General features: G+C 60.2%; 22 protein-coding genes. 16 read left to right on the top strand and 6 right to left on the bottom strand.

The annotated features are described in order from the left end of the window. Window positions 1–658 precede the first annotated feature (658 nt). A complete protein-coding gene (locus ACSQ8V_RS26455; RefSeq protein ID WP_436184579.1) occupies window positions 659–1,009 on the bottom strand; it encodes a hypothetical protein in 351 nt (116 codons plus the stop codon). On the opposite strand from ACSQ8V_RS26455, the gene ACSQ8V_RS26450 reads away from it, so the two are divergent. Continuing rightward, window positions 1,008–2,675 carry a hypothetical protein gene (locus tag ACSQ8V_RS26450; protein WP_436207660.1) on the top strand — a complete coding sequence of 556 codons (1,668 nt, stop codon included), beginning with the start codon at window positions 1,008–1,010 and terminating at the stop codon, window positions 2,673–2,675. The two genes, ACSQ8V_RS26455 and ACSQ8V_RS26450, sit on opposite strands and share 2 nt — an antisense overlap. 87 nt (window positions 2,676–2,762) lie before the next feature. On the opposite strand, the gene ACSQ8V_RS26445 is transcribed toward ACSQ8V_RS26450, so the two are convergent. Next, the gene (locus ACSQ8V_RS26445) at window positions 2,763–4,868 is read right to left on the bottom strand and encodes a phosphocholine-specific phospholipase C (RefSeq protein WP_436207659.1); all 2,106 of its coding nucleotides are present in this window, start codon (window positions 4,866–4,868) and stop codon (window positions 2,763–2,765) included. An 883-nt stretch (window positions 4,869–5,751) separates the two neighbouring features. On the opposite strand from ACSQ8V_RS26445, the gene ACSQ8V_RS26440 reads away from it, so the two are divergent. From ACSQ8V_RS26440 to ACSQ8V_RS26425, 4 genes are all read left to right on the top strand, one after another. Beyond that, the gene (locus ACSQ8V_RS26440; protein ID WP_213765625.1) at window positions 5,752–6,189 is read left to right on the top strand and encodes a hypothetical protein; all 438 of its coding nucleotides are present in this window, start codon (window positions 5,752–5,754) and stop codon (window positions 6,187–6,189) included. A gap of 208 nt (window positions 6,190–6,397) precedes the next feature. Beyond that, window positions 6,398–8,230 (top strand): FUSC family protein, encoded by a 1,833-nt coding sequence (locus ACSQ8V_RS26435; RefSeq protein WP_436207658.1) that lies wholly within the window; start codon window positions 6,398–6,400, stop codon window positions 8,228–8,230. 1,093 nt (window positions 8,231–9,323) lie between these two features. Next, a complete protein-coding gene (locus ACSQ8V_RS26430) occupies window positions 9,324–10,595 on the top strand; it encodes an SfnB family sulfur acquisition oxidoreductase (RefSeq protein WP_436207657.1) in 1,272 nt (423 codons plus the stop codon). Window positions 10,596–10,740: 145 nt separating this feature from the next. Beyond that, window positions 10,741–11,784 carry a substrate-binding domain-containing protein gene (locus ACSQ8V_RS26425; protein ID WP_436207656.1) on the top strand — a complete coding sequence of 348 codons (1,044 nt, stop codon included), beginning with the start codon at window positions 10,741–10,743 and terminating at the stop codon, window positions 11,782–11,784. 354 nt (window positions 11,785–12,138) lie between these two features. Here ACSQ8V_RS26425 and ACSQ8V_RS26420 read toward each other — a convergent pair whose 3' ends face one another. Continuing rightward, the gene (locus ACSQ8V_RS26420; RefSeq protein ID WP_213765758.1) at window positions 12,139–12,408 is read right to left on the bottom strand and encodes a GlsB/YeaQ/YmgE family stress response membrane protein; all 270 of its coding nucleotides are present in this window, start codon (window positions 12,406–12,408) and stop codon (window positions 12,139–12,141) included. Between the two features lie 386 nt (window positions 12,409–12,794). Here ACSQ8V_RS26420 and ACSQ8V_RS26415 point away from each other — a divergent pair, with 386 nt between their 5' ends. The 4 genes from ACSQ8V_RS26415 (at window position 12,795) to ACSQ8V_RS26400 (ending at window position 16,962) form a co-directional block, all read left to right on the top strand. Further along, the gene (locus ACSQ8V_RS26415) at window positions 12,795–13,547 is read left to right on the top strand and encodes an SDR family NAD(P)-dependent oxidoreductase (protein ID WP_213765629.1); all 753 of its coding nucleotides are present in this window, start codon (window positions 12,795–12,797) and stop codon (window positions 13,545–13,547) included. A 59-nt stretch (window positions 13,548–13,606) separates the two neighbouring features. Further along, window positions 13,607–14,914, top strand: coding sequence for an MFS transporter (locus ACSQ8V_RS26410; protein ID WP_436207655.1), 1,308 nt, complete (start codon window positions 13,607–13,609; stop codon window positions 14,912–14,914). Window positions 14,915–14,975: 61 nt separating this feature from the next. Further along, entirely contained in the window at window positions 14,976–16,154 is a 1,179-nt protein-coding gene (rhmD, locus tag ACSQ8V_RS26405) for an L-rhamnonate dehydratase (protein ID WP_414968958.1), read from the top strand. Between the two features lie 25 nt (window positions 16,155–16,179). Continuing rightward, window positions 16,180–16,962, top strand: coding sequence for an SDR family NAD(P)-dependent oxidoreductase (locus ACSQ8V_RS26400; RefSeq protein ID WP_436207654.1), 783 nt, complete (start codon window positions 16,180–16,182; stop codon window positions 16,960–16,962). Here the strand turns inward: ACSQ8V_RS26400 and ACSQ8V_RS26395 are convergent. Continuing rightward, window positions 16,949–17,899: a LysR family transcriptional regulator gene (locus ACSQ8V_RS26395; RefSeq protein WP_213765632.1), complete on the bottom strand. Its 951-nt coding sequence runs from the start codon at window positions 17,897–17,899 to the stop codon at window positions 16,949–16,951. The two genes, ACSQ8V_RS26400 and ACSQ8V_RS26395, sit on opposite strands and share 14 nt — an antisense overlap. Before the next feature lie 148 nt (window positions 17,900–18,047). Between ACSQ8V_RS26395 and rhaM the strand changes: the two genes are divergently transcribed. The 6 genes from rhaM to rhaS all read left to right on the top strand — a co-directional run bounded on the left by rhaM (window position 18,048) and on the right by rhaS (window position 23,968). Then, window positions 18,048–18,362 carry an L-rhamnose mutarotase gene (rhaM, locus tag ACSQ8V_RS26390; protein WP_213765633.1) on the top strand — a complete coding sequence of 105 codons (315 nt, stop codon included), beginning with the start codon at window positions 18,048–18,050 and terminating at the stop codon, window positions 18,360–18,362. A 38-nt stretch (window positions 18,363–18,400) separates the two neighbouring features. Then, window positions 18,401–19,291 (top strand): amidohydrolase family protein, encoded by an 891-nt coding sequence (locus ACSQ8V_RS26385; protein ID WP_436207653.1) that lies wholly within the window; start codon window positions 18,401–18,403, stop codon window positions 19,289–19,291. A 10-nt stretch (window positions 19,292–19,301) separates the two neighbouring features. Then, complete coding sequence (locus tag ACSQ8V_RS26380) at window positions 19,302–20,825, top strand: sugar ABC transporter ATP-binding protein (protein WP_436184570.1); 1,524 nt, start codon at window positions 19,302–19,304, stop codon at window positions 20,823–20,825. Beyond that, complete coding sequence (locus ACSQ8V_RS26375; RefSeq protein ID WP_213765759.1) at window positions 20,825–21,865, top strand: ABC transporter permease; 1,041 nt, start codon at window positions 20,825–20,827, stop codon at window positions 21,863–21,865. The genes ACSQ8V_RS26380 and ACSQ8V_RS26375 overlap by 1 nt, the downstream gene beginning before the upstream one ends. Next, entirely contained in the window at window positions 21,858–22,862 is a 1,005-nt protein-coding gene (locus ACSQ8V_RS26370) for an ABC transporter permease (protein ID WP_213765636.1), read from the top strand. The genes ACSQ8V_RS26375 and ACSQ8V_RS26370 overlap by 8 nt, the downstream gene beginning before the upstream one ends. An 80-nt stretch (window positions 22,863–22,942) precedes the next feature. Beyond that, complete coding sequence (gene rhaS / locus ACSQ8V_RS26365; protein ID WP_436207652.1) at window positions 22,943–23,968, top strand: rhamnose ABC transporter substrate-binding protein; 1,026 nt, start codon at window positions 22,943–22,945, stop codon at window positions 23,966–23,968. A 140-nt stretch (window positions 23,969–24,108) separates the two neighbouring features. Here rhaS and ACSQ8V_RS26360 read toward each other — a convergent pair whose 3' ends face one another. Next, window positions 24,109–24,570 (bottom strand): hypothetical protein, encoded by a 462-nt coding sequence (locus ACSQ8V_RS26360; RefSeq protein ID WP_436207651.1) that lies wholly within the window; start codon window positions 24,568–24,570, stop codon window positions 24,109–24,111. A gap of 342 nt (window positions 24,571–24,912) precedes the next feature. Here ACSQ8V_RS26360 and ACSQ8V_RS26355 point away from each other — a divergent pair, with 342 nt between their 5' ends. After that, window positions 24,913–25,824 carry a LysR family transcriptional regulator gene (locus tag ACSQ8V_RS26355; protein WP_436207650.1) on the top strand — a complete coding sequence of 304 codons (912 nt, stop codon included), beginning with the start codon at window positions 24,913–24,915 and terminating at the stop codon, window positions 25,822–25,824. Between the two features lie 267 nt (window positions 25,825–26,091). Here ACSQ8V_RS26355 and ACSQ8V_RS26350 read toward each other — a convergent pair whose 3' ends face one another. Further along, window positions 26,092–26,271 carry a hypothetical protein gene (locus tag ACSQ8V_RS26350; RefSeq protein WP_436207649.1) on the bottom strand — a complete coding sequence of 60 codons (180 nt, stop codon included), beginning with the start codon at window positions 26,269–26,271 and terminating at the stop codon, window positions 26,092–26,094. Between the last annotated feature and the right edge of the window lies 1 nt (window position 26,272).

Raw genomic sequence — 26,272 nt, 5'->3', positions numbered from 1 at the left:
TGTCCCCCAACCCCTTCACGCCTCCACTCACATAGCAGGGACGCCATCGGACGCCGCGTTTGCAGGCTAAGCACATTGCCAGCTTAGGAATTTAAACCGGATTTCCCAAAGCTTTTCCGTGCGAATTGTTTATTCCGTCGTGCGAGCCGATATCCCGGAGTACACCCGGCCGATTCCGCCATCGCCGCCCCTTTGCAGCATTGCGAATCGGGGTTCAATACGCATATCGAGGACGGATCGAAAAACGCTTCTATTTTGATGCGCAACTCTGAAAGGGCATTTTAGTATTTGTCTAATCAATCCATTAATACATTGCTATCCATATCAGCACAACCATTTAAAGCGCTTTTATTGGTCCTGTTTAATTAGATGATATTCGAAATTACCGATTAATAATCAGACGTTACAACGTGTTACGTCTTTTTTACTGTCTCAAAACGTTTCGTCTGTGTAACATTCATTCCGACAAGTAGGCAGAACATACGTTCTTTTTCAGTCGCGGCGTTTTGGCGGATTTTGCCAGCGACCCTGCCAGCCTTTCCTCCTGATTCAATCGTTACCGAGTTCCTCCAGGGCGCTTGGGGGAGAAGGTTTGCCCGGTTCAGGTCCATCGCTACGATCAGGCAGCCATTCAAATGAAAACACATCCTTTACTCAGTTATTCAATATATTCAGTTGTGCTAGCGTTGGCGGCATGCGGCGGTGGAGGGTCCAGCGATCCCGCCAGCTCCAGTTCCACCGCGGCGACAACCGGCTCTTCCAGCGGATCCGGCGGGACGGCCGCTGCCACGTCGGGAACGACGGCAGGTACGACAGCCGGTACGACGGCAAGCACTGCTGCCGGCACCACGGGTTCTTCGGGGGCGGCAAGCCCCGCTGCTGTCGTGTCACCTTCCGTGGTCGCGAGCGCCGCGCTGCGCATGACGTGCGCGTCGCCGGTTACTGCAACCAGTTCGTCCTCCAGCGGCGTCATTACAGCCGACACGCCGAGCACCGACGGCACGCGCATGTTTGCCTCGGGCAGCACGTTTCCGCTCGCGATTACCGCCAGCCCGTCGGCCGCTGACACACTCGCGTGGTCCGTCAATGACAGCCTCGGCAACACAGTAGCCAGCGGCAGTTTCCCCGCACCGGCCGGCTCCAGCACCACGACGCTCAGTTGCACGTCGACGCTGGCCGGTTACTTCGCGGTATCGGCGACGCTCGCCAAAGCGGGCGGCGCCGTCCAGACGGCCGGTACGCGCCCGACCGGGATTGCAACCTTTGGGGTGCTGCCCAATGTGACCGCGAGCGTGCCGACCCCGACCTATACACACCAGGAACAGCATCGATTCGGCATGCAAGGGTTCAACGGCTGGACCGCGATGCTCAATGCGCTGGGTATCACGTCGACCATCGATGACCGCGAACTGTCGGCCACGGAGCCGAACGGACCGAATAGCTGGACTCCGAGCGCCACCACAACCGACACCGGTTACGCGTCAGGCCAGATCATGCGGCTAGTTCGGCTCGACGGGATTCCCGCGTGGGACAGCCCGACCGCCGCCTTCAACGACAGCTCCTATCTGCCCACCGACCAGGCGGGGTACCAGACGTACATGAGCCAGGTCGGTACGGAAACCGAAGCGATGCGGCAGAAATACCTGCCCGCAATGGCAAAAAATTACTATCAGGTGACCTGGGAGCCGAACCAGTTCTGGCTGGATACGAACGCAAATTTCGTACAGCTATACAAACTGGTTTATACAGGCCTCCACGCAACTGATCCGAATGCCGTCGTGATGGGTCCCACCGACGCGTTTCCGGCGCTCACCACGCAGCGCCTGCAAACCATGGCGCCGCTGGGTCTGGCCCAGTATCTGGACGGTATCGCCACGCATGGTTATTACGATGCAGGCACGTCGCCGTCGCATCCGCCCGAGCGTCTTGCGACCGACCCGAGTCCCGCGAATGCCGCTAACGCGCTGATGAACGAGATGCGCGGCCTGCGCCAGGAAATGCAGAAGGACTACAAGCCCGGCATGAAGCTGTTCGTGACGGAAACGGGGATCAGCTACGATCTTGGTACGTCGTACGGTCCCAATTATCCGACCTCGAATGTCCTGTTCGCGCAGGGCGCGGTGGTGGCGCGCACGCACATCATCATGCTTGGCGAAGGCGCCGACCAGACCTACGTGTTCTACGGTGCGGATTATCCGGCCGAACCGGGTTACGGCACCTTCTTCGACCTGGCTGACCCGCAGGGCGCGTACGGTGCGACGAACATCAGTCCGAAGCCGGCCGCGCTGGCGATCGCGGCAATGACGCGTGTGCTTGACGGCACGACCACGCTCGGGCCGGTGAACGGCACGCCGTCGGGTGTCTATGCCTATGGATTCCAGCAGCGCGGCACGGGCATTCCGATTACCGCACTGTGGACCCACAACAACGCGGTATGGAGCGCGAGCACCGGCTTCAGCCAGAGCTATAGCGTGAGCTACAACCTGAGCGTCGACGCGGCGGGAACGAGCGGTACGGTGCAGGTGCTGGACTGGATGGGCAACGCGTCGACGGTGGCTTACAGCAACGGCGTAGTCACCCTGAACCTGACTGAGATGCCGATGTACGTGGTGTCGAAGAACGCGAGCGTTGCGCAATCGAACTCGACGGTGCCGCTGGGGTATCTGGGTACCTGAAGGCTGCTTGTGTGCTGAACGTGTGCTGAATAAAAAAACGCTGCTGCGGGTTCACTCGCAGCAGCGTTTTTATTGATACCGCCGGTTTCAGCTTCCGAGTGCCGGGTCGGACATGCTGCTCTTGCCGGTTTCCACGTGTCCTGCAAGACGCCGCACGAAGCTGGTGTCCGAGGCGATGGTGACGCTCAGGTCGTACCAGCCATACGACGCGCGCAGGTCGAGATAGAGGCTTTCGGTGTCGCCGCCACGCACCTGGCGCGTGATGACCGTGCCGGGCGTATAGGCGTTCGCTACGCTGAACGTACAGCTCGTCGTGCCCTGGTTCTTCAGGCGCAACTGCAGGTTGCCATTGGCGACGTCGTAACCCTCGGCGACTTCCGGCAGCGCCTGCTTGTCATTCCACCAGCTTTGCTGGACCGCCGTGCCAGTGAAGCGGCGCAGGAACCCGTTCGGACCATACACGATGAAGTCGTACGTATTGGTTGCGGTCAGCGGGAACTGATCCTGCAGGCGTTTGCCGGCTTCGACGGTATAGCAGCTCGGCGCGGTCTGACTGTTAGCCGTGTACAGGAGGAAGGTCGCGCCGGCATCGCCCGTGTTGATGAAGTCGAAGGTGACGCCTTTGCCCGTATTCATCTGTGCGTGAACAAAGAACTCGTAGGGCAACGCGCGGGTGGGGCGCACGCCGGGCTCCTGTTTCGGGACGGCCTGAACCGCGGGCGGCACCGGCACATAGTCAGGATGACGAATCTGTTGCGTGGGGGCGTAGCCGCTCGTGTCCGGCAAGGTCGGCAATGCGGCGTTCGGGTTCTTGAAATTGAACGCGGATGTCAGGTCGCCGCAGATCGCCCTGCGCCACGGCGTGATGTTCGATTCGGTAACGTTTGCGCGCGAACCAAAACGCGTTTCGATAAATTGAATCACCGAGGTATGGTCGAACAGTTCCGAGCACACGTAACCGCCTTTCGACCAGGGCGAGACCACCAGCATCGGCACCCGTGATCCAAGGCCGTAGGGACCCGCCTGATAGCTGCTGCTGCCCGGGAAGATCTCGTTGACCGTGCTGACCGTGGATTTGCCGTTAGCGGGGGAGGAGGGTGGGAACGGCGGCACGGCGTGGTCAAAGAAACCATCGTTTTCGTCGTAGTTGATCAGCAGCACCGTCTTGCTCCACACGGCCGGATTCGAGGTCAGGATCTGCAGCACCTGGTCGACGTACCACGCGCCATAGTTGGCCGGCCAGTTCGGATGCTCGGAGAACGCTTCGGGCGCGACGATCCATGAAACCTGCGGCAGCGCGTTGTTCTGCACGTCGCGTTTGAGGATGTCGAAATAACCGTCGCCGGCTGCCGCGTTTGTGCCGGTGCGCGCCTTGTTGTACAGCGGACTCCCGGGCTGCGCATTGCGATACTGATTCAGGTAGAGCAGCGAGTTGTCGCCATAGTTGCCAATGTACGCGTCGCTGGTCCAGCCCCACGAGCCGTTTGCATCGAGTCCGATGCCGATGTCCTGATAGATCTTCCACGAGATGTTCGCGCTCTCGAGCACTTCCGGATACGACGACCAGCTATAACCGAGTTCGGCATTGTCGATCACCGGGCCGCCGCCCTTGCCGTCGTTGCCCACCCAGCCGGTCCACATGTAATAGCGGTTCGGGTCCGTCGATGAGTTGATCGAGCAGTGGTACGCGTCGCAAATGGTGAAGGCGTCGGCGAGCTGATAGTGGAACGGAATGTCCTGGCGGGTCAGATACGCCATCGTGGTCGTACCTTTGTATGGCACCCACTGATCGTAACGTCCCTGGTCGTAAGCGCCTTTTCCCGAGGTCCAGTCGTGCGGCAGATCCTGGATGAACTGGTTGCCGAGGTCGGGCGCGCTGGGGCGGAACGGCAGCACTTCGCCGAGTCCCGCAGCAATAGGCTGGTTGAAGACCGGCTGGCCGTTGGGAAGCAGCACGGCGCGGGTATCGCCAAAACCGCGCACGCCCTGGAGCGTGCCGAAGTAATGGTCGAAGGAGCGGTTTTCCTGCATCAGCACGACGATATGCTCGACGTCCTGGATGCTGCCGTGCTGGTTATTGGCGGGTATGGCGAGTGCATTGCGGATGCCAGCCGGCACGATACCTAGTGCGGTGGCGGAACCGGCTGCCTGTGCGGCGGCCCTGAGAAAGTCACGTCGGCTTTTTAAGTTCATGGGTCTCTGTCGGTCGTGGTGGGGGAGGCTTGATCGGGCCCGCCGGCCGCTTTCGTGTCGCCTTGTGTTACTCGGCCTCGTGAATAACCGGGGGCAACAAGGGATCGGAAGCGGCGGCGGGCGGGGCGGCTTGGGTAAGACTGGGTGTCTCTGTTGCCGGCTGGGTTTGCTGCAGAGCCCAGCGTTGTATGTCTGATGATCCGGTCAAGGCGGACGCATCGGCTTGCTGAAGGGAAGAAGACGAAGAAGCGGGTGATGAAGACGGGGAAGCTGAGGATTGCTGCGGCGTGGATGCTGCGGGTTGATCGTGCTCACCGCATGCGGCGAGCATCGTGCACGCAAGCACAGCGCCGCACAGCCAGTCGAGACCAAGTAATCTGCTGAGCACAAGCGTCCTCTGGACGGTTTGCGTGACGGCGCCATGCGCATGCGGATGACGTCGGGAAAGGACACGCCAGAGGATAGAAATTACACGTGTAGGATTTATTAAATAATCGAAATAATATCCATATCGTAATTAAAACGTAATTAAACTGTTTGAATAAAGTAGGGAGTGTTAATCAATAGGGAGGGAGTAAGTCGCGTGGCTAACAGGATTTGCCGGTCGTTTCGACAGTGCCCAAGGTTTGTCCATGCCGCCGTTGTGGAAAGGCAGATGGTTATGAAAAATTCGTTAAAGCTTACGATTTACATGCCGTAAAGAAGTGGGCAGAGGCAGCCAATCGACTGTCACTGGCTGTTATCCGAAGTCCCGCAACGGCGGCTCCTGTGTGCTCGACGAGGAACGCCGGCCGGACCATAACAACATTGTTGCGGTCCGGTCGCACCAGATTCAGTTGATCCAAAAACGCATCTGGTCGACCGGACGACACAGGAGGACACAATGTTTACCGATACGGCGCAGCGGGTCTTGCAATTAAGCGACTACGCGGTGCGCCTCGCGGCCGCACGTGACCAGAGTTACGCGCTCGCACGTGAAGTCGAGAAGTCGCAAGCCACGCTGAACGGGATGGCCCAGGATCCCGCAAGCGATGCCGCCCTTTGCCGTTATGCGGCTGACGCCCTTGAATCCTTGTGCGAGAACCTGGTGCGGCTGTGCGCGCTGACCGACCAGGCGTCGGCGAATGCCGAAGCGCTTGCGGCCTTGCCGCTGAAATTTTTCTCCGATAACGAAGGCGCCGCCGCGGACCTCGAAGCGGCGGTCCTGTCGCTGGCCGAGGCAACGTCGACCGCTGATACCCAGCTTGCCGAGCTTGCGCAAGTCGTGGCGGAGGCGTGCGGCGCCGTCAATGAAATGCGGCGGCCCGCGCAAATCGGGTAAACCCCGGTCCAGGAATTTTGACACGGTAATATGCGGGTATACGCGAGGCGGCAACATGCTTCGCGTGCGTCGCATGCATTGCGTTGGTCTGGTGATCCCGGTCCAACGTTTTGCCTGACGCACCAAACAGGAGGGTTCGCCGCGAGGTGGACTCGTCGTATCGGAACCGGCCACGAGCCGCTACCGACACTTGTCCCGGGTATTACACATGTCCATTGCAGCATCCCTATGCTCCCTTGCGCGAGGTTTCCATCGCGCGCGCAACCACCGGGCCACCACCCGTGGCGCCGTCTCCCCTTCCTCTCGTCTGCTCACCCGCCTGCTCGGCGCCGATCCTGGACTTCTGCGTTTTCACACCGCGCTTCGCAGCGTGATTGCCTGCGTGCTGACGGGCGTAATGACGATCGGCTGGACGGTTCATACGCATCGGCCGCCGACCCTCGCCGCTTTTGCGCTGCTGTTCGCGATGGTCGTGCCGCTGTTTCTCCGCGATGCCACGCCGCGTGCCTGGTTCGGGTCACTTGCTGTTATCTATGGCGCGGGGTCCGCGAGCCTGATCGCGGCAAGCACGCTGGCGGCCTGGCCGCTCATGGCAGATGCCGCATTCCTTGCCGTGCTGTTCGCGGCGATGCTGGTTCAGGCATGCGGTCCGCGTGCGCTTGGCGGCGCGATGACAGCGGTTGTTTCGTTCTACCTAGGGTTGTATCTACATCCGACGCTCGTGCACGTGTTTGCGATGCTCGGGTTGTCGACGATCGCGTTTGCTTGCGTGGCGTTCACCGGTCGGGTGCTGGTGCCGACCCGGCCCGAGGCCACGTTGCGCCGCGCGCTGAGCGCGGTGATGCAGCGTGCCACGGCCGTGCTCGCCGATCGTCGCGCTGATGCGCCCGGCGCGATACGTCATTTGTCGCTGTTAAACGAAGCGGCGCTCGCGGTTGAAGAGCAGCTTGGCCTGTTCGACCTTCCGGGCGCGCAGCGACTGCGGGCGTGCCTGATCGATGTCGAGGTTGCGGCGGCCCAGCATGCTGTGGATGCCAGTCGGCTTGATCGAAGCGATGTTCGTTTGCGGATTGCCCTTCGGCGGTTATCGCGTGCAGGCCGTGACGCGGTGGCGTCTACTGCGCGCGCGGCGAAGACAGGCGTGAAGCGGCCGGTTGGCGCTGCGCTCGTTTGGCGCGATGCGCTTTCCTGGCTGCCCGCTTGCCGCGCGACGACGGCTGCGTTGATCGCCATGCTGATCGGTCATTCGGTGTCGCCGGAGCGATGGTTCTGGGCCGTCATTACGACCTTCGTGGTGTTTCTTGGGACGCGTTCGCGCGGCGATACGATCCGCAAGACCGGTGAGCGCGTGCTTGGCACGCTTGCGGGCGTGGCTGTCAGTGCAGCGCTCGTGGGCGCGCTTCATGGCGCGCCGTGGCTGCTGGTTGCCGCGATGGCTGCGTGCGTGTTCGGCTGGGCGTACTTCATCCTGACCTTGTATGGGCAGGGTGTGTTTTTCATCACCGTGCTGGTTGGGCTGATCTATGGCGAGTTGGGCTTTGCCATTGGACCGCTGATTGAGATGCGGGTGGAGGAAGTGTTCGTTGGCTGCATTGTGTCGATAGCCGTGGCGGTATCGATGATGCCGCTGCGCACGTCGCATCACGTCGATGTCAAGGTGACCGGTGTGCTTGATGCCCTCGATGAGGTCTTGCGTGTTTGCGCTACGAGTGTTGATGGGCTTGAGCTCCATCCGCTGACGGCCATGCGCGCGCTCGACCGGCGCTGGCATGAGTTGAGGGTCGCGTTGCGGCCGTTGCAAACGCAGCGGGTGTTTGCGTGGAACACGCAGATGGAACTTGCGGTCGGGCCGTTGTTTGCGTGCGTTCAGGCGGCGCGCGAACTGGCGCGGGAGAGGGCGCGAGGGGGGGCGGTTGCACCAATTGATGAGGCCCGTGCGCGCCTCGCCGGAGCGATGGTGTTGTTTGCGGCGCGGTCCGGGCGGCGGGGTATGCAGGACTCGGAAGCGGCAATTGCACGGGGGGTTGTTGCTGCGCGTTAGCGGTCGGTCGGGTTCATTGCCGGGTTGGTGCTTTCGGCCTTAGCGGTCTGCGAGAGTCGGATTTTCTCTTTATCACTGTTAGCCACTGTGCGTGGCGGCACGTCATTTCTTTGTCCAAAGCGACAAAGAAACGAAGCAAAGAAAACGCTTTCAACCACGCTACCCTAAGTGTCCACAGCGTGCAGTTTTCATTCATAGGTGCCCCAAAAGCACGGTGCTCGCCAGAGCGACGGATGTTTGAACCCCTCCTTCTCCGAACACGGATACCCACACGCTTCGCCACCAGTGATTGAACCTGCCCAAGGGACACCCCGCGCTATCCGCGGACGACCAACCATCAATTTGTACTCTCGTCGAACCACGCCGCCAACCCACGACGTTTCAAAATCCAAAGGCGCTTAAGGCAGTAACCAACGAAAATAATCGTATGGGGCAGGTAGCCAATTCACTAAAACTCGAAGCGGTAATTCACGTCAAGCTGCTACGGATCAGGCTGCGATCCACGAATACGACCACGTAGACCAGGCAGCCAACCAAAATACCGCGACCGTAAATACGTGTTAGGCCATTTGGAGTCCTTGTCAATCGTGCTTGCCCGAGAGCGTACGGGGCGAAGCGTGTTCGTGTCAGGATTCGCGAGAAGGAGGGGTTCAAACATCCTCAGCTCTGGCGAGCACCGTGCTTTTGGGGCACCTATGAATCAAAACTGCACGCTGTGGACACTTAGGGTAGCGTGGTTGAAAGCGTTTTCTTTGCTTCGTTTCTTTGTCGCTTTGGACAAAGAAATGACGTGCCGCCACGCACAGTGGCTAATAGTGATAAAGAGAAAATCCGACTCTCGCAGACCACCACGGCCGAAAGCACCAACCCGGCACTGACCCCGACCGCTAACCCCAAAACCTCGAACCCCACCCGCTAAGTCCGACCAATGCTCCAGAAACCCAAAACCCGTCCACCGGCGCGAGCAAAACCCTAAGAACTGATAGAGCTAAGCCTAGAAGCGACCCCTTGATGTCCTTAGCGTTATCGTTCGGTTTGAACCCGCTCATGGCGCTGCTAGATTGATGTCGATCCGACACACAAAAGGGTAAGCATGTCAGCCATTCCGGAAAATACAGCGACGCGTCCTGCATCAATCCATCCAGGCGGATCTTCAGACGGATCCTCAGAGAAAGCACCCGCACATATCATCCGTGACGATGCCGAAGCCATTGCGCGCGCCCACGAAGTGGCCGTTCGCCTGGCCGAACATGCCAGCGACCGCGATCGCGAGCGACGCTTACCCCATGAGGAAATCGACTGGTTTTCGCAAGCCGGCTTATGGGCGATCACCGTTCCCAAAGAGTACGGCGGCACCGGCGTGTCCTATGTGACATTGACCGAAGTCATCAAGATCATCGCCGCCGCCGATCCGTCGCTGGCACAGCTGCCCCAGAACCATCTGGGCCTCGTCGATGTCATCGCGCTAACAGGAACCCACGAGCAGAAGCAATTCTTTTTCGGCGAGATATTGAAGGGCAAGCGTTTCGGCAACGGCTTTTCGGAGAAGGGAACAAAGCACGTCCTCGACCTGAAGACACGCGTCACGGCCGAGGGTGACGAGTATGTCGTCCAGGGCACGAAGTTCTATTCAACCGGTGCGCTGTTCGCGCACTACGTGCCGGTCCTCGGTCTCGACGACGAACGCCGTGGCTGGCTCGCCTACATTCCAGCAGGTACGGCGGGCTTGCAGGTTATCGACGACTGGTCGGGCTTCGGCCAACGCACCACAGCAAGCGGCACGGTTATCGCGGACCAAGTGCGGGTTGCAGCATCCCACGTGTTTCCGGCATTTCGCGTATCGGACCAGCCGACGCTCAATGGCCCGATTTCCCAGATCATCCAGGCGGCTATCGATGCGGGTATCGGACGGGCTGCTGTCGACGACACGCTGAAATTCGTACGCGAGCGCTCGCGTCCGTGGATCGATAGCGGCGTGGAGCGCGCAAGCGACGATCCGCTTGTGGTCCGCGAGGTGGGTCATCTTCACATTCAGTTGCACGCGGCCGAGGCGTTGCTTGAGCGCGCGGCGCGTACGCTGGACGCCATTGCAACACAAGCGCATGCGCCAGACGAAGACGATATCGCCCGTGCGTCGGTGGCGGTCGGCGAAGCAAAGGTATTGACCACCGAGATCGCATTGCTCGCCAGCGAAAAGCTGTTCGAACTGGCGGGAACGCAGTCGACGCTTGCTGCGCACAACCTCGACCGCCACTGGCGCAATGCACGCACGCATACGCTGCATGACCCAGTGCGCTGGAAATATCACCTTGTGGGCAACTACTACTTGAATGGCGTCAAGCCGGCGCGCCACCCGTGGAACTGAAACCGGTTTGTCCATAAAACAGCGCCATAAAACAGCGCGGCCCTCGCGTAATCGGCCAAGCCGTGCGGCGGCGCCTTGCCGCTGCGCGTTTTCAGCTTAGCGTTGTCCCCACGCTCTCACTCCACGGAAACGGAAACCATCCTTCATGCTTAAACCTATCGGCCGTTTGTTCGCCGCCGCATTGCTTGCTGGCAGCATCACCGCCTATGCAGCAGGTGGCTTACCCAATGCTCCCGCGCCTTTCAATAAAGGCGGCGTCAGGATCGCGTTGGTCAACTATCTTTCGACCGGCGATTTCTTTCAGGCGTATGAGGCGGGTGCGCAAAAGCAGGCCAAGGCGCTTGGCATCGACCTGCGCATTTACGAGGGCCGTCAGGACGCTGCCCAGCAACGTGACCAGATTCAACAGGCGATCAACCTGGGCGTTTCCGCCATCATCGTGAATCATGGTTTGCCGGAGTCCTTGAAGGACGTGGTGCAGGTGGCGCTCGATAAAGGCATCAAGGTGGTGGCATTTGACGTTGACCTCGGCAATCCGAAGGTTCCGCAGATCGAGCAGAGTGACCACGATCTCGCGACATTGTTGCTCGATCAGGCAGTGAAAGATAACGGCGATGCGTTTGCCGCCGCGTACGTCTATGTGCCGGGTTTTGCCCCGCTTGACCGGCGCGACGCGGTCTGGAAGGCGTTCAAGACCGCGCATCCGAAGGTCCGGGAGGAGGCGCGCTTCGGCACGGTGGATAATCCGATTGCACAGTCCGTTGCCAACCAGGCTGCGGCGGCTTATCGGGCGCATCCAGATGTGCGGGTGGTGTTCGCGCCCTATGACGAGTTCGCTCGCGGCGCAAAGCTGGCGGCCGACGAGGCGGGCATTGCCTCGAAGGTCCGGATTTATAGCGCCGATATATCGACGGCTGATATAGAGGCTATCCGGGCGCCCGGGAGTCCGTGGGTCGCCACTGCCGCGACTAATCCGGCCGTAGTGGGAGAAGTTTCGGTGCGAGCGGCGGCGCTGCTGGTAGCGGGCCAGGACCCGGGGCACAGGATTGAAATAAAACCCGCATTGATCACGCGCGACGACCTCGTCAAGAATGATATCCGCACGATTGCGGATCTTGAGTCCCGGTTTGCAGATTTCAGGCAGGCAGATGTGGCCAAGGCGGGCTGGATTCCCGAGATTCGTGATTAAAGAATAGTTGATTCGCTATCCTGATGATTTATATCATCTACTCCTCGACACGGATTTCATTCGTGACCCACGCAATGAAGTTCGGTGAGGATGTCGATCTGTGTGGGTTTGTCTACGGTAAAGAGCGCGGGTTTTCTTGAGCCACGGTTCGAGCACGGTCAGCAGCGCCAAGCTGCTCGATGAGGGCGTCGGGCTTTTTCCGCGATCAGCTCCTGGAACTGGGCAACCCGCTGGCTGTCCTTGCGTCAAAATAAAAATCCCGCGCAGGCGACTCGCCTGCGCGGGATTTTGTTCAAACGAACTGTGGTGGCTACCTCCCGGCCTGATTAAAGCACCGGCCACCTGTGTTCCCGGCTAAACGGTTCGCCCGCGACTAAAGAGCCGCAGGATGAGCAGCAGGATCACGGCGCCAATCAACGCAGTGATCAGCGACCCTATGATGCCACCGCCCAGGTGCAGGCCGAGCACGCCGCCCAGCCAGCCGCCAATGAACGCGCCGACAATGCCGACGATGATGTCCACAATAATTCCGAAGCCGCCTCCATCAACGATCCGGCCAGCGAGTGCGCCGGCAATTGCGCCAATGATCAGCCAGAAGATGATTCCGTGCGAAACAGGTTCCATAGCTTTCTCCGTCAGGTGAAATCCGCGTAGCGGGCTACCGGCATGGTGATAACGATACTTCGGGGGGGTGTCATTGCTGCGGTTTCCATGTTCCCCTTGAATCAATGGACATCTCGGCTGATGCAAACCGCATGCCTGCAAGAACGATGCGGCAAGAACGACCGATTCACCAGCTTGGCGCTTAACGTCGGCAGACGTCATCGGGCTAAACCCGTACCCGAATGGTCCCTCTACCAGTTTGTGATCCACTTTTGCTATCGGACCATCGAATAGTCGGATTGTTTTGCTATGAGCACACCCCTATAGTTCAGTCATCAGCGGCTTTAAGCAGGCGCCGAAACACGGTGTCGAAACAAACAATCATCCTAAAGACAAAAGGAGACATGATGAACCAGATCGATCTGGCCGGACGGACCGTGGTGATCACCGGTGGCGCACGCGGTATTGGCTATGCAGTGGCGCAACGCGCGCTCGCTTCGGGCGCTGAAGTCGCACTATGGGACATCGATGCGGAACGCCTTGAGCGAGCCCGCGGTGAGCTCGCGAAGGCCGGTAAGGTCAGCGTCGCCGTGGTCGAACTGACGGAAGAGGCATCGGTTGAGCAAGCCACGCAGCAGACGCTGGAAGCGCATCGAAAGATTGATGTGCTGATCAACTGCGCGGGCATCACCGGCGGCAATGGCACGACCTGGGAGCTGGCGCCGGACGTATGGCGCCGTGTGATCGATGTGAACCTGATCGGCCCGTATCTCACCTGCCGCGCCGTCGTGCCGCACATGCTGAAGGAAGGCTATGGCCGGATCGTGAATATTGCGTCGGTGGCAGGCAAGGAAGGCAATCCGAATGCGTCGCACTATAGCGCTTCGAAAGCTGGCCTGATCGGGCTTACGAAGTCGCTCGGCAAAGAGCTCGCCACGCGCGGCATCCTGGTGAACGCCGTGACGCCGGCGGCTGCGAAGACCGAGATCTTTGATTCCATGTCGCAGCAGCATATCGACTACATGTTGTCGAAGATTCCGATGAATCGTTTCCTCCTGCCGGAAGAAGCGGCCTCCCTGATTCTGTGGCTCAGCTCGGAAGACTGCGCTTTCAGCACGGCGTCGGTGTTCGATCTGTCCGGTGGTCGCGCGACGTACTGAAGCCGCTCCCGGGTGCCCCTACAAGCGCGCCCGCTACATAAAAATATCTGGAGACACGCATGAGCGATACCGCTACCGCGGAGGACGCCGTCGTCGCGCGCGTGATGCGTCGGCTGCTGCCGTTCCTGTTGCTGATGTACATGCTGGCGTTTCTCGACCGGGCAAATATCGGCTTCGCGCAAAAAGCGCTGCAGCACGATACGGGTCTGTCGAATGCGGCTTTTGCCTTCGGAGCGGGCGTGTTTTTCGTCGGCTACGCGCTGTTTGAAGTGCCGAGCAATCTGCTGCTGCATCGCGTGGGGGCAAAGCTCTGGATGTGCCGGATCATGGTGACATGGGGGCTTGTTTCCGCAGCGATGGCCTTCGCGCATACGGCCACCATGTTCTATGTCCTGCGCTTTGCGCTTGGTGTGGCTGAGGCAGGTTTCTTCCCAGGCATTGTCTATTACCTCACGCGCTGGTTTCCTCAATCGGCGCGAGCGAGGGCGCTAGGCGTGTTCTATTTCGGCGCGCCGCTCGCCTTCATCTTCGGCAGCCCATTGTCCGGCGCGTTGCTCGACCTGCATGGAGCACTCGGTTTTGCAGGCTGGCAGTGGCTCTTCCTGGTGGAAGGCGTTCTTGCATCCATCGTCGGCATAGGGGCATTCTGGTATCTCGACAACGATCCATCCAAGGCCCGCTGGTTAAATACCGCCCAACGTGAGCTGCTGCTCTCGCGACTCTCCCACGATGCACAGGCAGCGTCGGCGCACGGACCTCGCGGTGTGCTTGCCGCATTGATTGATCCGCGGGTGCTGATCCTGTCGGCGGTGTATTTCCTGATTCAGATGTCCGTGTATGGCGTGATCTTTTATCTGCCGCAACAAGTGGCCGCATTGCTTGGCGCGAACGTGGGTGCGAAGGTCGGTTTCGTCACGGCCATCCCGTGGCTATGTGCGGTGCTTGTTACGTGGGTGGTGCCGCGGTATGCGGATCGCCATGGTCAGCATCGATGGCTCGCCGTGCTGATGCTGGTCATGGCCGGCGCGGGCATCGCGATATCGGGACTCGCAGGTCAACCGGTGATCTCGCTGATCGCGTTGTGTTTCGCGGCGAGTGGCCTGATCGCAGCACAACCGCTGTTCTGGACCTTTCCCACGCATTACCTGACCGGCGCCGCTGCGGCCGGAGCCATCGCGCTGATCAATTCGCTCGGTGGCCTCGGCGGTTTCGTTGCGCCGATGGTGCGCACGGCGGCGGAACGCGCGTATGTATCGACGAGTGCCGGCCTCGTGTTGCTCGGATTCGTCGCCGTGCTTGCAGCGTTGGCAATCATCGTGTTCGTGCGGCCTGCACATGCGCCCGCGTATCCCCGCGTATCCGTATGACAAGCCTCACGACAAGCGTGCCAAAGCGTCCTGAATATTAGAACCTTAACGGAGTCCGATCATGTCCATGCCTACCATCCGCCACGTTCGCGCGTTCACCGTTCGCGGCGGCGGCGCCGATTATCACGACCAGGGCGCCGATCACTGGATCGACGACCATATCTCCACGCCCATGGCGCGTTACCCCGAGTATCGGCAAAGCCGCCAGTCGTTCGGCATCAATGTACTCGGCTCGCTGGTTGTCGAAATTGAAGCGAGCGACGGCACGGTCGGCTTCGCGGTCACCACCGGCGGTGAGATCGGGGCGTTTATCGTGGAGAAACATCTGGCGCGGTTTCTTGAAGGGCAACGGGTAACCGACATCGAAAAGATGTGGGACCAGATGTATTTCGCCACGCTCTATTACGGGCGCAAAGGCATTGTGCTGAATGCTATTTCGGGTGTCGATCTTGCCTTGTGGGATCTGCTCGCGAAGGTTCGCAAGGAGCCGGTGTTTCATCTTTTAGGCGGACCTGTACGCGACGAACTGCAGTTCTATGCAACCGGCGCACGTCCTGACCTGGCGAAGGAAATGGGTTTTATCGGCGGCAAGATGCCGTTGCAGCACGGACCTGCGGAAGGCGAGGAAGGGCTCGCGAAGAACATCGCAAAGCTAGCCGATATGCGCGCGAAAGTAGGCGACGACTTCTGGCTGATGTTCGATTGCTGGATGAGCCTCGACCTGAACTACGCAACGCGCCTCGCACACGCGGCGAAGGAATACGGCCTGAAGTGGCTTGAAGAAGCGTTGCCGCCCGACGACTATTGGGGTTACGCCGAACTGCGGCGCTCGGTGCCGCGCGGCATGATGGTGACGACCGGCGAACACGAGGCCACGCGCTGGGGTTTTCGCATGCTGTTTGAAATGGGCTGTGCCGATCTGGTTCAGCCGGATGTGGGTTGGTGCGGCGGCATCACGGAACTGATCAAGATCTCCGCACTCGCTGATGCCCATAACGTGCTGGTCGTGCCGCATGGTTCATCGGTTTATAGCTATCACTTCGTGGTGACGCGGCACAATTCGCCGTTCGCGGAGTTCCTGATGATGGCGCCGAAAGCCGACGAAGTCGTGCCCATGTTCAATCCGTTGCTGCTCGATGAACCCGTGCCCGCGAATGGCCGGATGAAGGTGCCGGAGACGCCGGGTTTTGGCGTACGGCTCAATCCGGAATGTACCCTTGTGCGTCCTTATACACACTGAAACATTGAAACACTGAGGTTTAACCGTGCTGCTCGACAACAAAGTGGTGATTGTCACGGGCGGATCGCGAGGCATTGGCCGCGCGATTGCTGTGGCGTGCGCGAAGGAAGGCGCGGACGTCGTACTGAACTACTGGGGCGACAACGACCGCTCGTATGGACGGTTGTCGGCCGTGCAAGAGGTGATTGGCGAGATAGAGGCGCTTGGCCGGCGAGTGATCGCAGTCGAAGGAAACGTGGCGCAACGCGAGACGGGACTGGAGCTTGTGAAACAGGCAGTTGACGCGTTCGGTCATGTCGACGTCCTCGCCAGCAACGCCGGCATCTGTCCATTTCACTCGTTCCTCGACATGCCTGCGTCGGTGTACGAAGCGACCATCGGCGTCAATCTGAACGGCGCGTTTTATGTGACGCAGGCCGTTGCCAACCAGATGAAACTGCAAGGTACCGGCGGCGCGATCGTCGCGACGAGTTCGATCAGCGCGCTTGTTGGTGGGGGCATGCAGACGCATTACACGCCGACCAAGGCGGGCGTTCATTCGTTGATGCAATCATGCGCGATTGCGCTCGGGCCTTACGGCATCCGCTGCAATTCGGTGATGCCCGGCACGATCGCAACGGACCTGAACGCGGAAGATCTCGCCGATACCGAGAAGCGTGCGTACTTCGAAAAACGCATTCCGTTGGGACGCCTGGGCGAACCCGACGACGTCGCGCAGTGCGTGACGTTTCTCGCATCGGATCGCGCGCGTTACGTTACGGGGGCGTCGCTCCTGGTGGATGGCGGCCTGTTCGTCAACCTTCAGTGAACGAGCCGGCCGAGTATTTGCGTAGTAAAGCGATGCAGTATTCGGCAGGTTCGCTGAGCGTTTCATGTTTGCGCCGCAACAAGCCGAAGCCCGCGAGGCTTTTGCCGATCTCGACGGGCAGTTCGATCAGCAAATGCGCCCGCAGGTAATCGCGTACGACGGACTCCGGCAGCATGGCGACGGCGTCGCTGTTCTGCAGAAGCTGAAGCGTAGCGAAAATCGACGCGCACTCGACCACGTTGGAGGGCGAAGCAAGCCCGGCCCGCGCAAGCTCTTCTTCGAACAACGCGCGCGCCGGGCTGGTGATCGGTTGCAGGATCCAGGGCCAGGAGATCAGCGCGTCGAGCGAGAGCGTGGTTTCGTGGGCGAGCGGATGCGCGGCGCGCACAACCAGCCGCATGGCCTCGCGCGAGAGCGGTTCGAAGTCGAAGTCGTTATGCTGGAGCGGCGTGGTGAGACGGCCGAGCGCGAGATCCACTTCGCGGCGGTGCAGCAATTGCACCACCTGGTCGCTGGTCTCGCCAAGAATACGAACGTTGAGCAGCGGCCGTTCGCTTTTCAGTTCAGCGATGGCCATGGCGAGCACGTCGGGCGCCGCGCCCATGATCGCGCCGACGGTCAGCTGACCATGACCACCGCGCCGCTTGCTTTCGAGGTCGGCGGCGAAGCGCGTAAGGTCGGCAAGCGACCGGCGCGCATAGGCGAGCGTGGCGACACCGAGCGGCGTGGGCTGCATGCCGCGCGCGTTGCGTTCGAACAGAAGGAAGCCAAACGCTTCTTCTATGTCGCTCAGCATGCGGCTGGCGCTCGGCTGGGCGACATTGATCGTCTCGGCGGCCTGATGCAGGTTGCGGGCGTCATCGAGGGCAACAAGCAGCGCGAGATGCTTGAATTTCAGGCGGTTGACGAGGGCAATCTGGGAGACGTTCTGGGTCATCGGGCGTCCATCGTGTGTTCATTAAGCGATTCGGTTTTGCGATCGGCTGATCCTGACTTCGGATTGTCATGTTATCGGTCGGCGAATTATAGTCGTAACGCGAAAGCCGGGATTCAACCGGTTTCAACACCATAAAAGGCAAGCCGCAATGGAGACGATTGCGTTCAGGATGACCCTCAAACCGGGCCGGCGCGATGAATACGAGCGGCGTCATCGCGACATATGGCCCGAGCTGGCCGAGGCGTTAAGTCACGCCGGAGTCCGCGATTACTGGATTTTCCTCGACGAACCCACCGGGCACCTGTTCGCCACGCTCAAGCGTGAGCGCGGCCACACCATGGACGCCTTGCCCGACCTGCCCATCATGCGCAAATGGTGGGACAGCATGGCCGACCTGATGGAAACAAACCCTGACCGCTCCCCGGTGCAAGCCGCGCTCGTGCCGGTCTTCCATCTACCCTGACGCTTTTGCTTCAGCCTTTGCGGCACGAGGACATATCCATGCAGGTTGTCGATCCGCACATTCACCTTTGGGATCTGAAGACGCATCACTATCCATGGTTGGCGAACCCGGGTAAGTCGTTCGTCGGCGATGCGCGCGAGCTGAAGCATGACTATCTGATCGGCGATTTGTTGCGGGACGCCGGGCCGATCCAGGTGCTGAAACTCGTGCATGTAGATGCCAATCACGATCCCGCCGATCCGGTGGAAGAAACGCGCTGGCTGCAACATGTCGCCGATAACGAGGGCCACGGGTTACCAAACGCGATCGTGGCGGGCGCGGATCTGTCGGCGGACAACGCTCAGGAAGTGCTCGAAGGGCACGCTGCATTCGCCAATACGCGTGGTATTCGGCAGATACTCAACGTTCATGCGAATCCACTTTATGACTACGTGGGCCGGCACTACATGCGTGAACCGCAATGGCGCAAGAACTTCGCCTTGCTGAAGAAGTATTCGATGTCGTTCGACCTGCAGCTCTACCCATCGCAGATGAAAGAAGCGGCTGAACTTGCACACGAACATCCCGACACGCAGTTCATCGTGAATCATGCCGGCATGTTTGTGGATCGTTCTTCGGTGGAAGGGTTTCGTGCATGGCGTGACGGGCTGCGTGCGCTCGCTGCATGTCCGAATGTAGCGGTGAAGATCAGCGGGCTCGCCATGTTCGATCATCAATGGAGCGTCGAAAGTTTCCGCCCGTATGTGCTGGAGACGATCGACACCTTCGGTTGCGAGCGCGCGATGTTCGCGTCGAATTTTCCGGTCGACCGTTTGTTCGCCACGTATGAAGGGTTGTGGAACGCGTATGCGTCGATCATAAAAGATCTGAGCGATATAGAAAAAGACGCGCTTTTCAAAAGCAACGCAGAACGTATTTATCGCATCTGAAGGAGACGGTATGGGCAATAACAATCCGCCTCGGCTTGAGCTAAGGCACGCGAGCAAGTCGTTTGGCCGCGTGCGTGCGCTCGGTGACGGCAGCCTCGCGATGTGGCCGGGTGAAGTGCATGCGTTGCTCGGCGAGAACGGCGCAGGCAAGTCGACCCTCGTCAAGCTGCTTGCGGGTGTTTACCAGCCGGACTCGGGCGAATTGCTGGTCGACGGGCAAGCGCGTACGTTCGCGAATCCCGCTGAGGCGCGCGACGCGGGTCTCGCTGTGATCTATCAGGAACCTACGTTGTTCGCGGATTTGTCCATCGCGGAAAACATCTACATGGGACGTCAGCCGCGCGACCGGATCGGCCGGATTCGCTATGACGAAATGAATCGCGAAGTGGACGCGCTGTTGCAATCGCTTGGTGTCAATCTGCGTGCGGAACGCCTGGTGCGCGGTTTGTCCATCGCCGATCAGCAAGTAGTCGAGATCGCCAAAGCGCTTTCCCTGAACGCGAATGTGCTGATCATGGACGAGCCGACAGCGGCGTTGTCGTTGACTGAAGTGGAGCGCTTGTTCTCAATCGTGCGCGCATTGCGTGAACGCGACGCCGCCATTCTTTTCATCACGCACCGGCTGGATGAAGTATTCGCGCTGACGCAGCGCCTGACGATCATGCGCGACGGCCTGAAGGTCTTCGACGCCATGACCGCCGACATGACCATTGATTCGATCGTCAGCAAGATGGTGGGGCGCGATCTGGATACCTTCTATCCGAAAGCCGATGTCGCGCCCGGCGAGGTCCGTCTGTCCGTTCGTAACCTGACGCGCGACGGCGTGTTCAAGAACATCTCGTTCGAGGTTCGCGCAGGCGAGATCGTGGCGCTGGCGGGGCTGGTTGGCGCAGGCCGCAGCGAAGTGGCGCGGGCGATCTTCGGCATCGACCCGGTGGATGCGGGCGAGGTTCATATCGCGGGCAAGCCCTTGCAACTCGGCCGGCCGCAAGCGGCAGTCCGCGCGGGGCTCGCGCTGGTGCCGGAGGACCGCCGTGCGCAAGGTCTTGCGCTGGAACTCAGCATTGCGCGCAACGCTTCGTTGACGGTACTGGGACGCCTGGTCAAACACGGGCTGATCTCGTCACGCAGTGAAAATGCGCTCGCGGCCGACTGGGGTAAACGCCTGCGGCTCAAAGCGGGCGATCTGGACGCGCCGGTAGGCACGCTGTCGGGCGGCAACCAGCAGAAGGTCGTGCTCGGAAAGTGGCTGGCTACAGGGCCTAAAGTGCTGATCATCGACGAACCGACTCGCGGTATCGATGTCGGCGCAAAGGCGGAGGTGTATAGAACGCTCGCCGAACTCGTGCGCGAAGGCATGGCAGTCCTGATGATTTCAAGCGAGCTGCCCGAAGTGCTCGGCATGGCCGACCGCATTCTTGTCATGCACGAAGGGCGTATCAGCGCCGACATCGCCCGCGCTGATGCAAACGAAGAGCGCGTGATGAGCGCCGCGCTCGGCGCATCGTCGTCCATGTTGGGGAAGGCGGCATGATGACACGACATTCCCCCGCCATGCCCGCCGTGCACGCGCCCAAAACCAAACGCCGCAACCTGCTGGCGGACCTTGTTCGCAGCCGCGAGGCGACCTTGTTTGTCGTGCTAATTGCGCTGATCGCCGCTACCGCTGCGGTGAAACCCGAGTTCCTGAACCTGCAGAATCTGCGCGACGTACTGCTCAATGTATCGATCATCGGCTTGCTCACCGCGGGCATGACCGTCGTGATGCTGATGCGGCATATCGATCTGTCGGTAGCGTCCGTTGTGGGTGTCAGCGCGTATTCGGTCGGCAGTCTCTTCGTGACGTTCCCGCATATGCCGATCGCGGTCGCGATGCTCGCGGGGATAACCATTGGCCTTGCGATTGGCGCGGTGAACGGCACGCTGATCACGTTCGGGCGCGTGCCTTCGCTGGTGGCGACCTTGTCGACGTTGTATATAGTGCGCGGCGCAGATTACGCCTGGGTCCACGGCGGCCAGATCAACGCGACCAGCCTTCCGGATGCGTTCTCGCGCATTGCGACGGGTTCGCTGCTCGGTTTGCCGAACCTCGTGCTGATAGCGGTGGTCGTGTTGTTCGCGATGGGCGTCTATCTCAAGCAATATCGCGGTGGACGCGAGCATTACGCGATCGGGTCGAACCCGGAAGCCGCACGGCTTGCAGGTATTCGCGTAGAGCGCCGCGTGATGATCGGCTTCCTGTTGTCCGGCGCGATCGCGGGCCTTGCGGGAGTGTTGTGGCTGGCGCGTTTCGGCACGGTCGAAGCGAGCACGGCGAAGGGTATCGAATTGCAGGTGGTGGCCGCAGCCGTGGTGGGCAGCGTGGCGATCACGGGCGGCGTGGGCACCATCCTCGGCGCGACGCTCGGTGCGCTCGTGCTTGGCGTGATCAACATTGCGCTGGTGGTGTTGCGTGTATCGCCATTCTGGCAGCAGGCCATTCAGGGAGCGCTGATTGTCGCGGCGATCACGCTCGACACATTGCTGGCGCGCTCGGTCGCGCGCCGCATGATGAGGAAACGCGATCATGGCTAAACCCGATTCCGCATTGACGATGACCCGGCGCCGGCATCTCTCGTGGGAAACCATGCTGGTGGTCGTGCTCGTGCTGGGACTGATCCTCGGGCGCGTGTTGTCGCCCATGTTCCTCTCGAGCGCCAACCTCTCGAACATGCTCGCCGACTTCACCGAGATCGCACTGATCGCCTTGCCGATGACATTGATCATTGTCGCGGCTGAAATCGATTTGTCGGTGGCGTCCGTGCTCGGTGCATCGAGTGCGCTGATGGGCGTGCTGTGGCACATGGGCCTGCCCATGCCGCTCGTGATCGCCATTGTATTGGTCGCGGGAACGCTTGCGGGCCTATTCAACGGGCTGGTGATCGTGCGCTTCAATCTTCCCTCGCTGGCCGTCACCATCGGCACTCTGGCGTTGTTTCGCGGCCTGGCGTATGTGTTGCTCGGCGATCAGGCTGTCGCGGATTTTCCCGCGTCCTATACAGCGTTCGGGATGGATACCGTGGCGGCGTTCCTGCCCATGCCGTTTGTCCTTGTCATCATTGGGGCTGTCGTTTTCACTGTGCTGCTGCAAGCTACGCCGTTCGGACGCAGCCTCTATGCGATCGGCGCGAATCCTGTTGCCGCGCAGTTTTCCGGCATCGACGTGGCGCGGACGAAGCTCAAGCTTTTCATGCTGTCCGGCGCGATGAGCGCGCTTGCGGGCGTGGTCTACACGTTGCGCTTCACCAGCGCTCGCGGTGACAACGGCGAGGGCTTCGAACTGTCGGTGATCGCGGCAGTGCTGTTCGGCGGCGTGAGTATTTTCGGCGGACGCGGGTCCATGATCGGCGTACTTCTGTCGTTGCTGATCATTGGCGTGTTGCGCAATGCGTTGACGCTCTCGGATGTATCGAGCGAGACGCTGACCATTGTGACGGGTGGTTTGTTGTTGTCGTCGGTGCTGATTCCGAATCTTGTTGCACGTTGGCGTGTCATGCGCGAAAAGCGCTTGATGACGCAGACGCTTATCTGAAGCTTGGCTTTTTAAAACCAGCGTGAAGACTCCGGCCATTCATTGAACCGGAGCAGCGCGCGACATCAGGAGACACAAGCATGTTCAAACCCTTCCAGTCCATCCGCGGTCCGGCGTTATGCGCCGCGCTGATCGCGGTGTCCGCGGCGGCGTTGATTCCGGTCAGCGCGAACGCCGCGGACTTGAAAAAAGACCTGAAAATAGCGTTCCTGCCCAAGCAGATCAACAACCCGTACGAAGTGATTGCCGATGACGGCGGTTTGGCGGCGATCAAGGAGATGGGCGGCCAGGGCAAGGTGGTCGGGCCGTCGGATGCGGGTGCGTCGTCGCAAGTTCAGTACATCAACACGCTGATCACGCAGCGCCAGGATGCGATCGTGATTGCCGCGAACGATGCCAACGCGGTTGTTCCGTACCTGAAGAAAGCGATGGCGCAGGGCGTGAAGGTCGTCACGTTCGACTCGGATACCGCGCCCGACGGCCGCCAGATTTTCGTCAATCAGGCGAACTCGGAAGGGATCGGACGGGGGCAGGTGCAGTTGATGTCGAAGCTGATTGGCGGTGAGGGTGAGTTCGCGATTCTCTCGGCTACGCCGAACGCCACGAACCAGAACACCTGGATCAAGTGGATGGAGGAGGAACTGAAGAAGCCGGAATATTCGAAGATGAAGCTGGTGAAGATTGCCTACGGTAACGACGACGACCAGAAATCGTTTGTTGAAACGCAGGGTCTGTTGCAGGCGTATCCGAACCTGAAGGGCATCATTTCCCCCACGACCGTGGGCATTGCAGCGGCGGCGCGTTATATCTCGACGTCGCCGGCCAAGGGCAAGGTCATGGTCACCGGACTCGGCACGCCGAACCAGATGCGCGCGTTCATCAAGAACGGCACGGTGAAGGCGTTCCAGTTGTGGGACCCGGGTCAACTCGGCTACCTCGCGGCGTACGCGGCGGCTAATCTTGCTTCAGGCACGATCACGGGCAAGGAAGGCGACAGCTTCGACGCAGGCAAGCTGGGCAAGCGCACGGTGGGCAAGAGTGGCGAAGTCGTGCTTGGACCGCCGACCACGTTTGATTCTTCGAATATCGACAACTTCAATTTCTAGAGCGAAGTCTGCCGAAGAACGAAAGTATGGGTGGGAAGAAAGGCGTAGTTAAAGACGGGTACCCAATCGTGGATTGGGTACCCGTCTGCGGTTTACGCCGGCAGGATTGAATCTGCGAAGGCTGCAATTCATATAGCGCTTTACGCCAACGACTTCAGTACGTCCGGGTTCCAGTTGTTCAGTTGATCGATACGGCCTTCGCGAACCTTGTTGGCCCAGTCGGCATCGACCAGCATGCCGCGTCCGACCGCAACGAGGTCAAAATCACCGCGGTCCATCAGTTGCAGCAAATGGTCAAGCGAAGCCACGTTGCTACCTTCGCCCATGAGCGTGTCAATGTGCTCGCCTGTCATACCGACGGAGCCAACCGTGATAGTCGGCTTGTCCGAGAGCTTCTTCGTCCAGGCAGTCAGGTTCTGGTCCGACTCGAACTCGGTGTCCCAGAAGCGGCGCGTCGAGCAATGAAAAACGTCTACGCCTGCATCGACCATGATGCGGGCGAATTCTTCGAGTTCCGCCGGCGTGTTGAAGTTCTTCGCTTGGAAGTCCTGAACCTTCCACTGTGAGATACGCAGCGAGACAGCGAAGTCCGGACCCGCCATGCGACGGATTTCCGCCTGAAGTCAGCCGTCACGCACTCTCGACAAGCTACGCGGACGCGTTCACGAGCCTGCTGCACGTACTGATTGTTATCACGCTGCTCTCCGCGTTCACTACGTTTGCCTTTCTGAGCCGCACGCCGGCGCAGGACGACGAACCGGATGCAAACACAAATTCCGAAAAGAAAGCTGTTGTCGATGTAGCGGTGAACGCCTGACAGATTCCACGTTGCACGAGTTGAGGGGCCGTCTCAGGGTGAGGCGGCCCTTTTATCTTGAGCAACCGGCAAGATGTCTGCCACTAATCAGGTTATTATTTTTCAACTTTTCTAAGCGGGTTAAGTGATGAGTGAGCGCGTCGATGCACCCATGGCCGAGATCGCGGTTTTTGTGGCGGTCGCGCAGAGCGGCAGCTTTACCCGCGCTGCAGAAGAGATCGGCAGCAGCAAGTCCAACGTCGGCAAGGCCGTGCAGCGTCTCGAGGCCCGGCTCGGCACCCGGCTCTTCCAGCGCACGACGCGCGCCGTGCGGCTGACCGAAGACGGCGAGACCTACCTGCTTGCCGCACAGCAAGCACTGTGCGGCCTTCGCGAAGCCGAGCAGCAACTCGCTTCAAGGCGCTCCGAGCCTGTGGGCCGCGTGAAAATAGACTTGCCGGCGGGTTTCGGGCGACTGCTGCTGCCGAGCTTCATCGATCTTCGCGCGAAGCATCCCAAGCTTACGCTGGAGATAGCGCTGACCGACCGGATGTCCGACCCCATCGGCGAGGGCTGGGACGTTGTCGTGCGCATAGGCGCACTCCCGGAGGACAGTGAGCTGACCGTACGCAAGCTGTGTGATTTGCGGCTCGGACTTTACGCGTCTCCTGCATATCTGCAGCGTAGCGGCGACGTGAAGACGCTGGCGGATCTGGCCAGCCACGACGCTATAGTCTTCCGGGGACCAACCGGGCGTTTGCGTGGGTGGACGGTCCGGCACGGCGACACCGTGCGCGAACTGTCCCCCGTGCCCATACTTGTGCTTGCCGATGGTCAGGCCCTGGTGGAAGCTTCGGTGACCGGTTTCGGGATCACGCAGATCCTGGACCGGGTGGCTTTGCCGTACGTCAAGTCGGGCAAGCTGGTTCATTTGCTTCCGGAAGCAGACGTCGATGGACCACCGGTGCACGCGATCATTTCTCTCGGTCAGAAGATGGCAGCCAAGACCCGCGCGGTCGTGAATCATCTGGCGGAAACGCTGCAGCAAACCGCGGGATAAGACCGCTGTCGCAAGCTCTCGCGCAGCATGATCAGGAGGGCGCGATCTCTGTTCAAAAAGAGCGAAAAGACTTTTCGCCGATAAGGGCTTTAACGCGCAACGCGCCGCGGGTAATCTATGCCCAACCCTATCTCCTCGATGTTGCCACACCCTGGGCCAGGGACTTCGCTCTCATCAAGCGGAGTCCCGATTAAATTGCGGCGGTACGCAGCTATCCCCACTTGAACTTTGTCCGATTCGCGGACGCACTCTGTGTAACTAAAGCGGTCATGTACGCCCGATTGCGCTCGTGACGGCCGCAAAGAGCGCAATGGCGACCTTCAGGACTCGTGCCTGCGCCAGCGCAAGGGAGCCGATGCGAAGCCGGCTTCTCACCTGTCGGCAGATCGCACGATGAAGCCAGTGAAGCGGCGTTGTCAGGCTCTGGTGAGGCATTTGAATCTTCATC

The sequence above is a fragment of the Caballeronia sp. LjRoot31 genome (assembly GCF_964253885.1).
In the GTDB taxonomy this organism is placed as follows: domain Bacteria; phylum Pseudomonadota; class Gammaproteobacteria; order Burkholderiales; family Burkholderiaceae; genus Caballeronia.
Note: the sequence above shows the minus strand (reverse complement) of the source record. Positions and strands in the feature narration are given on the sequence as shown.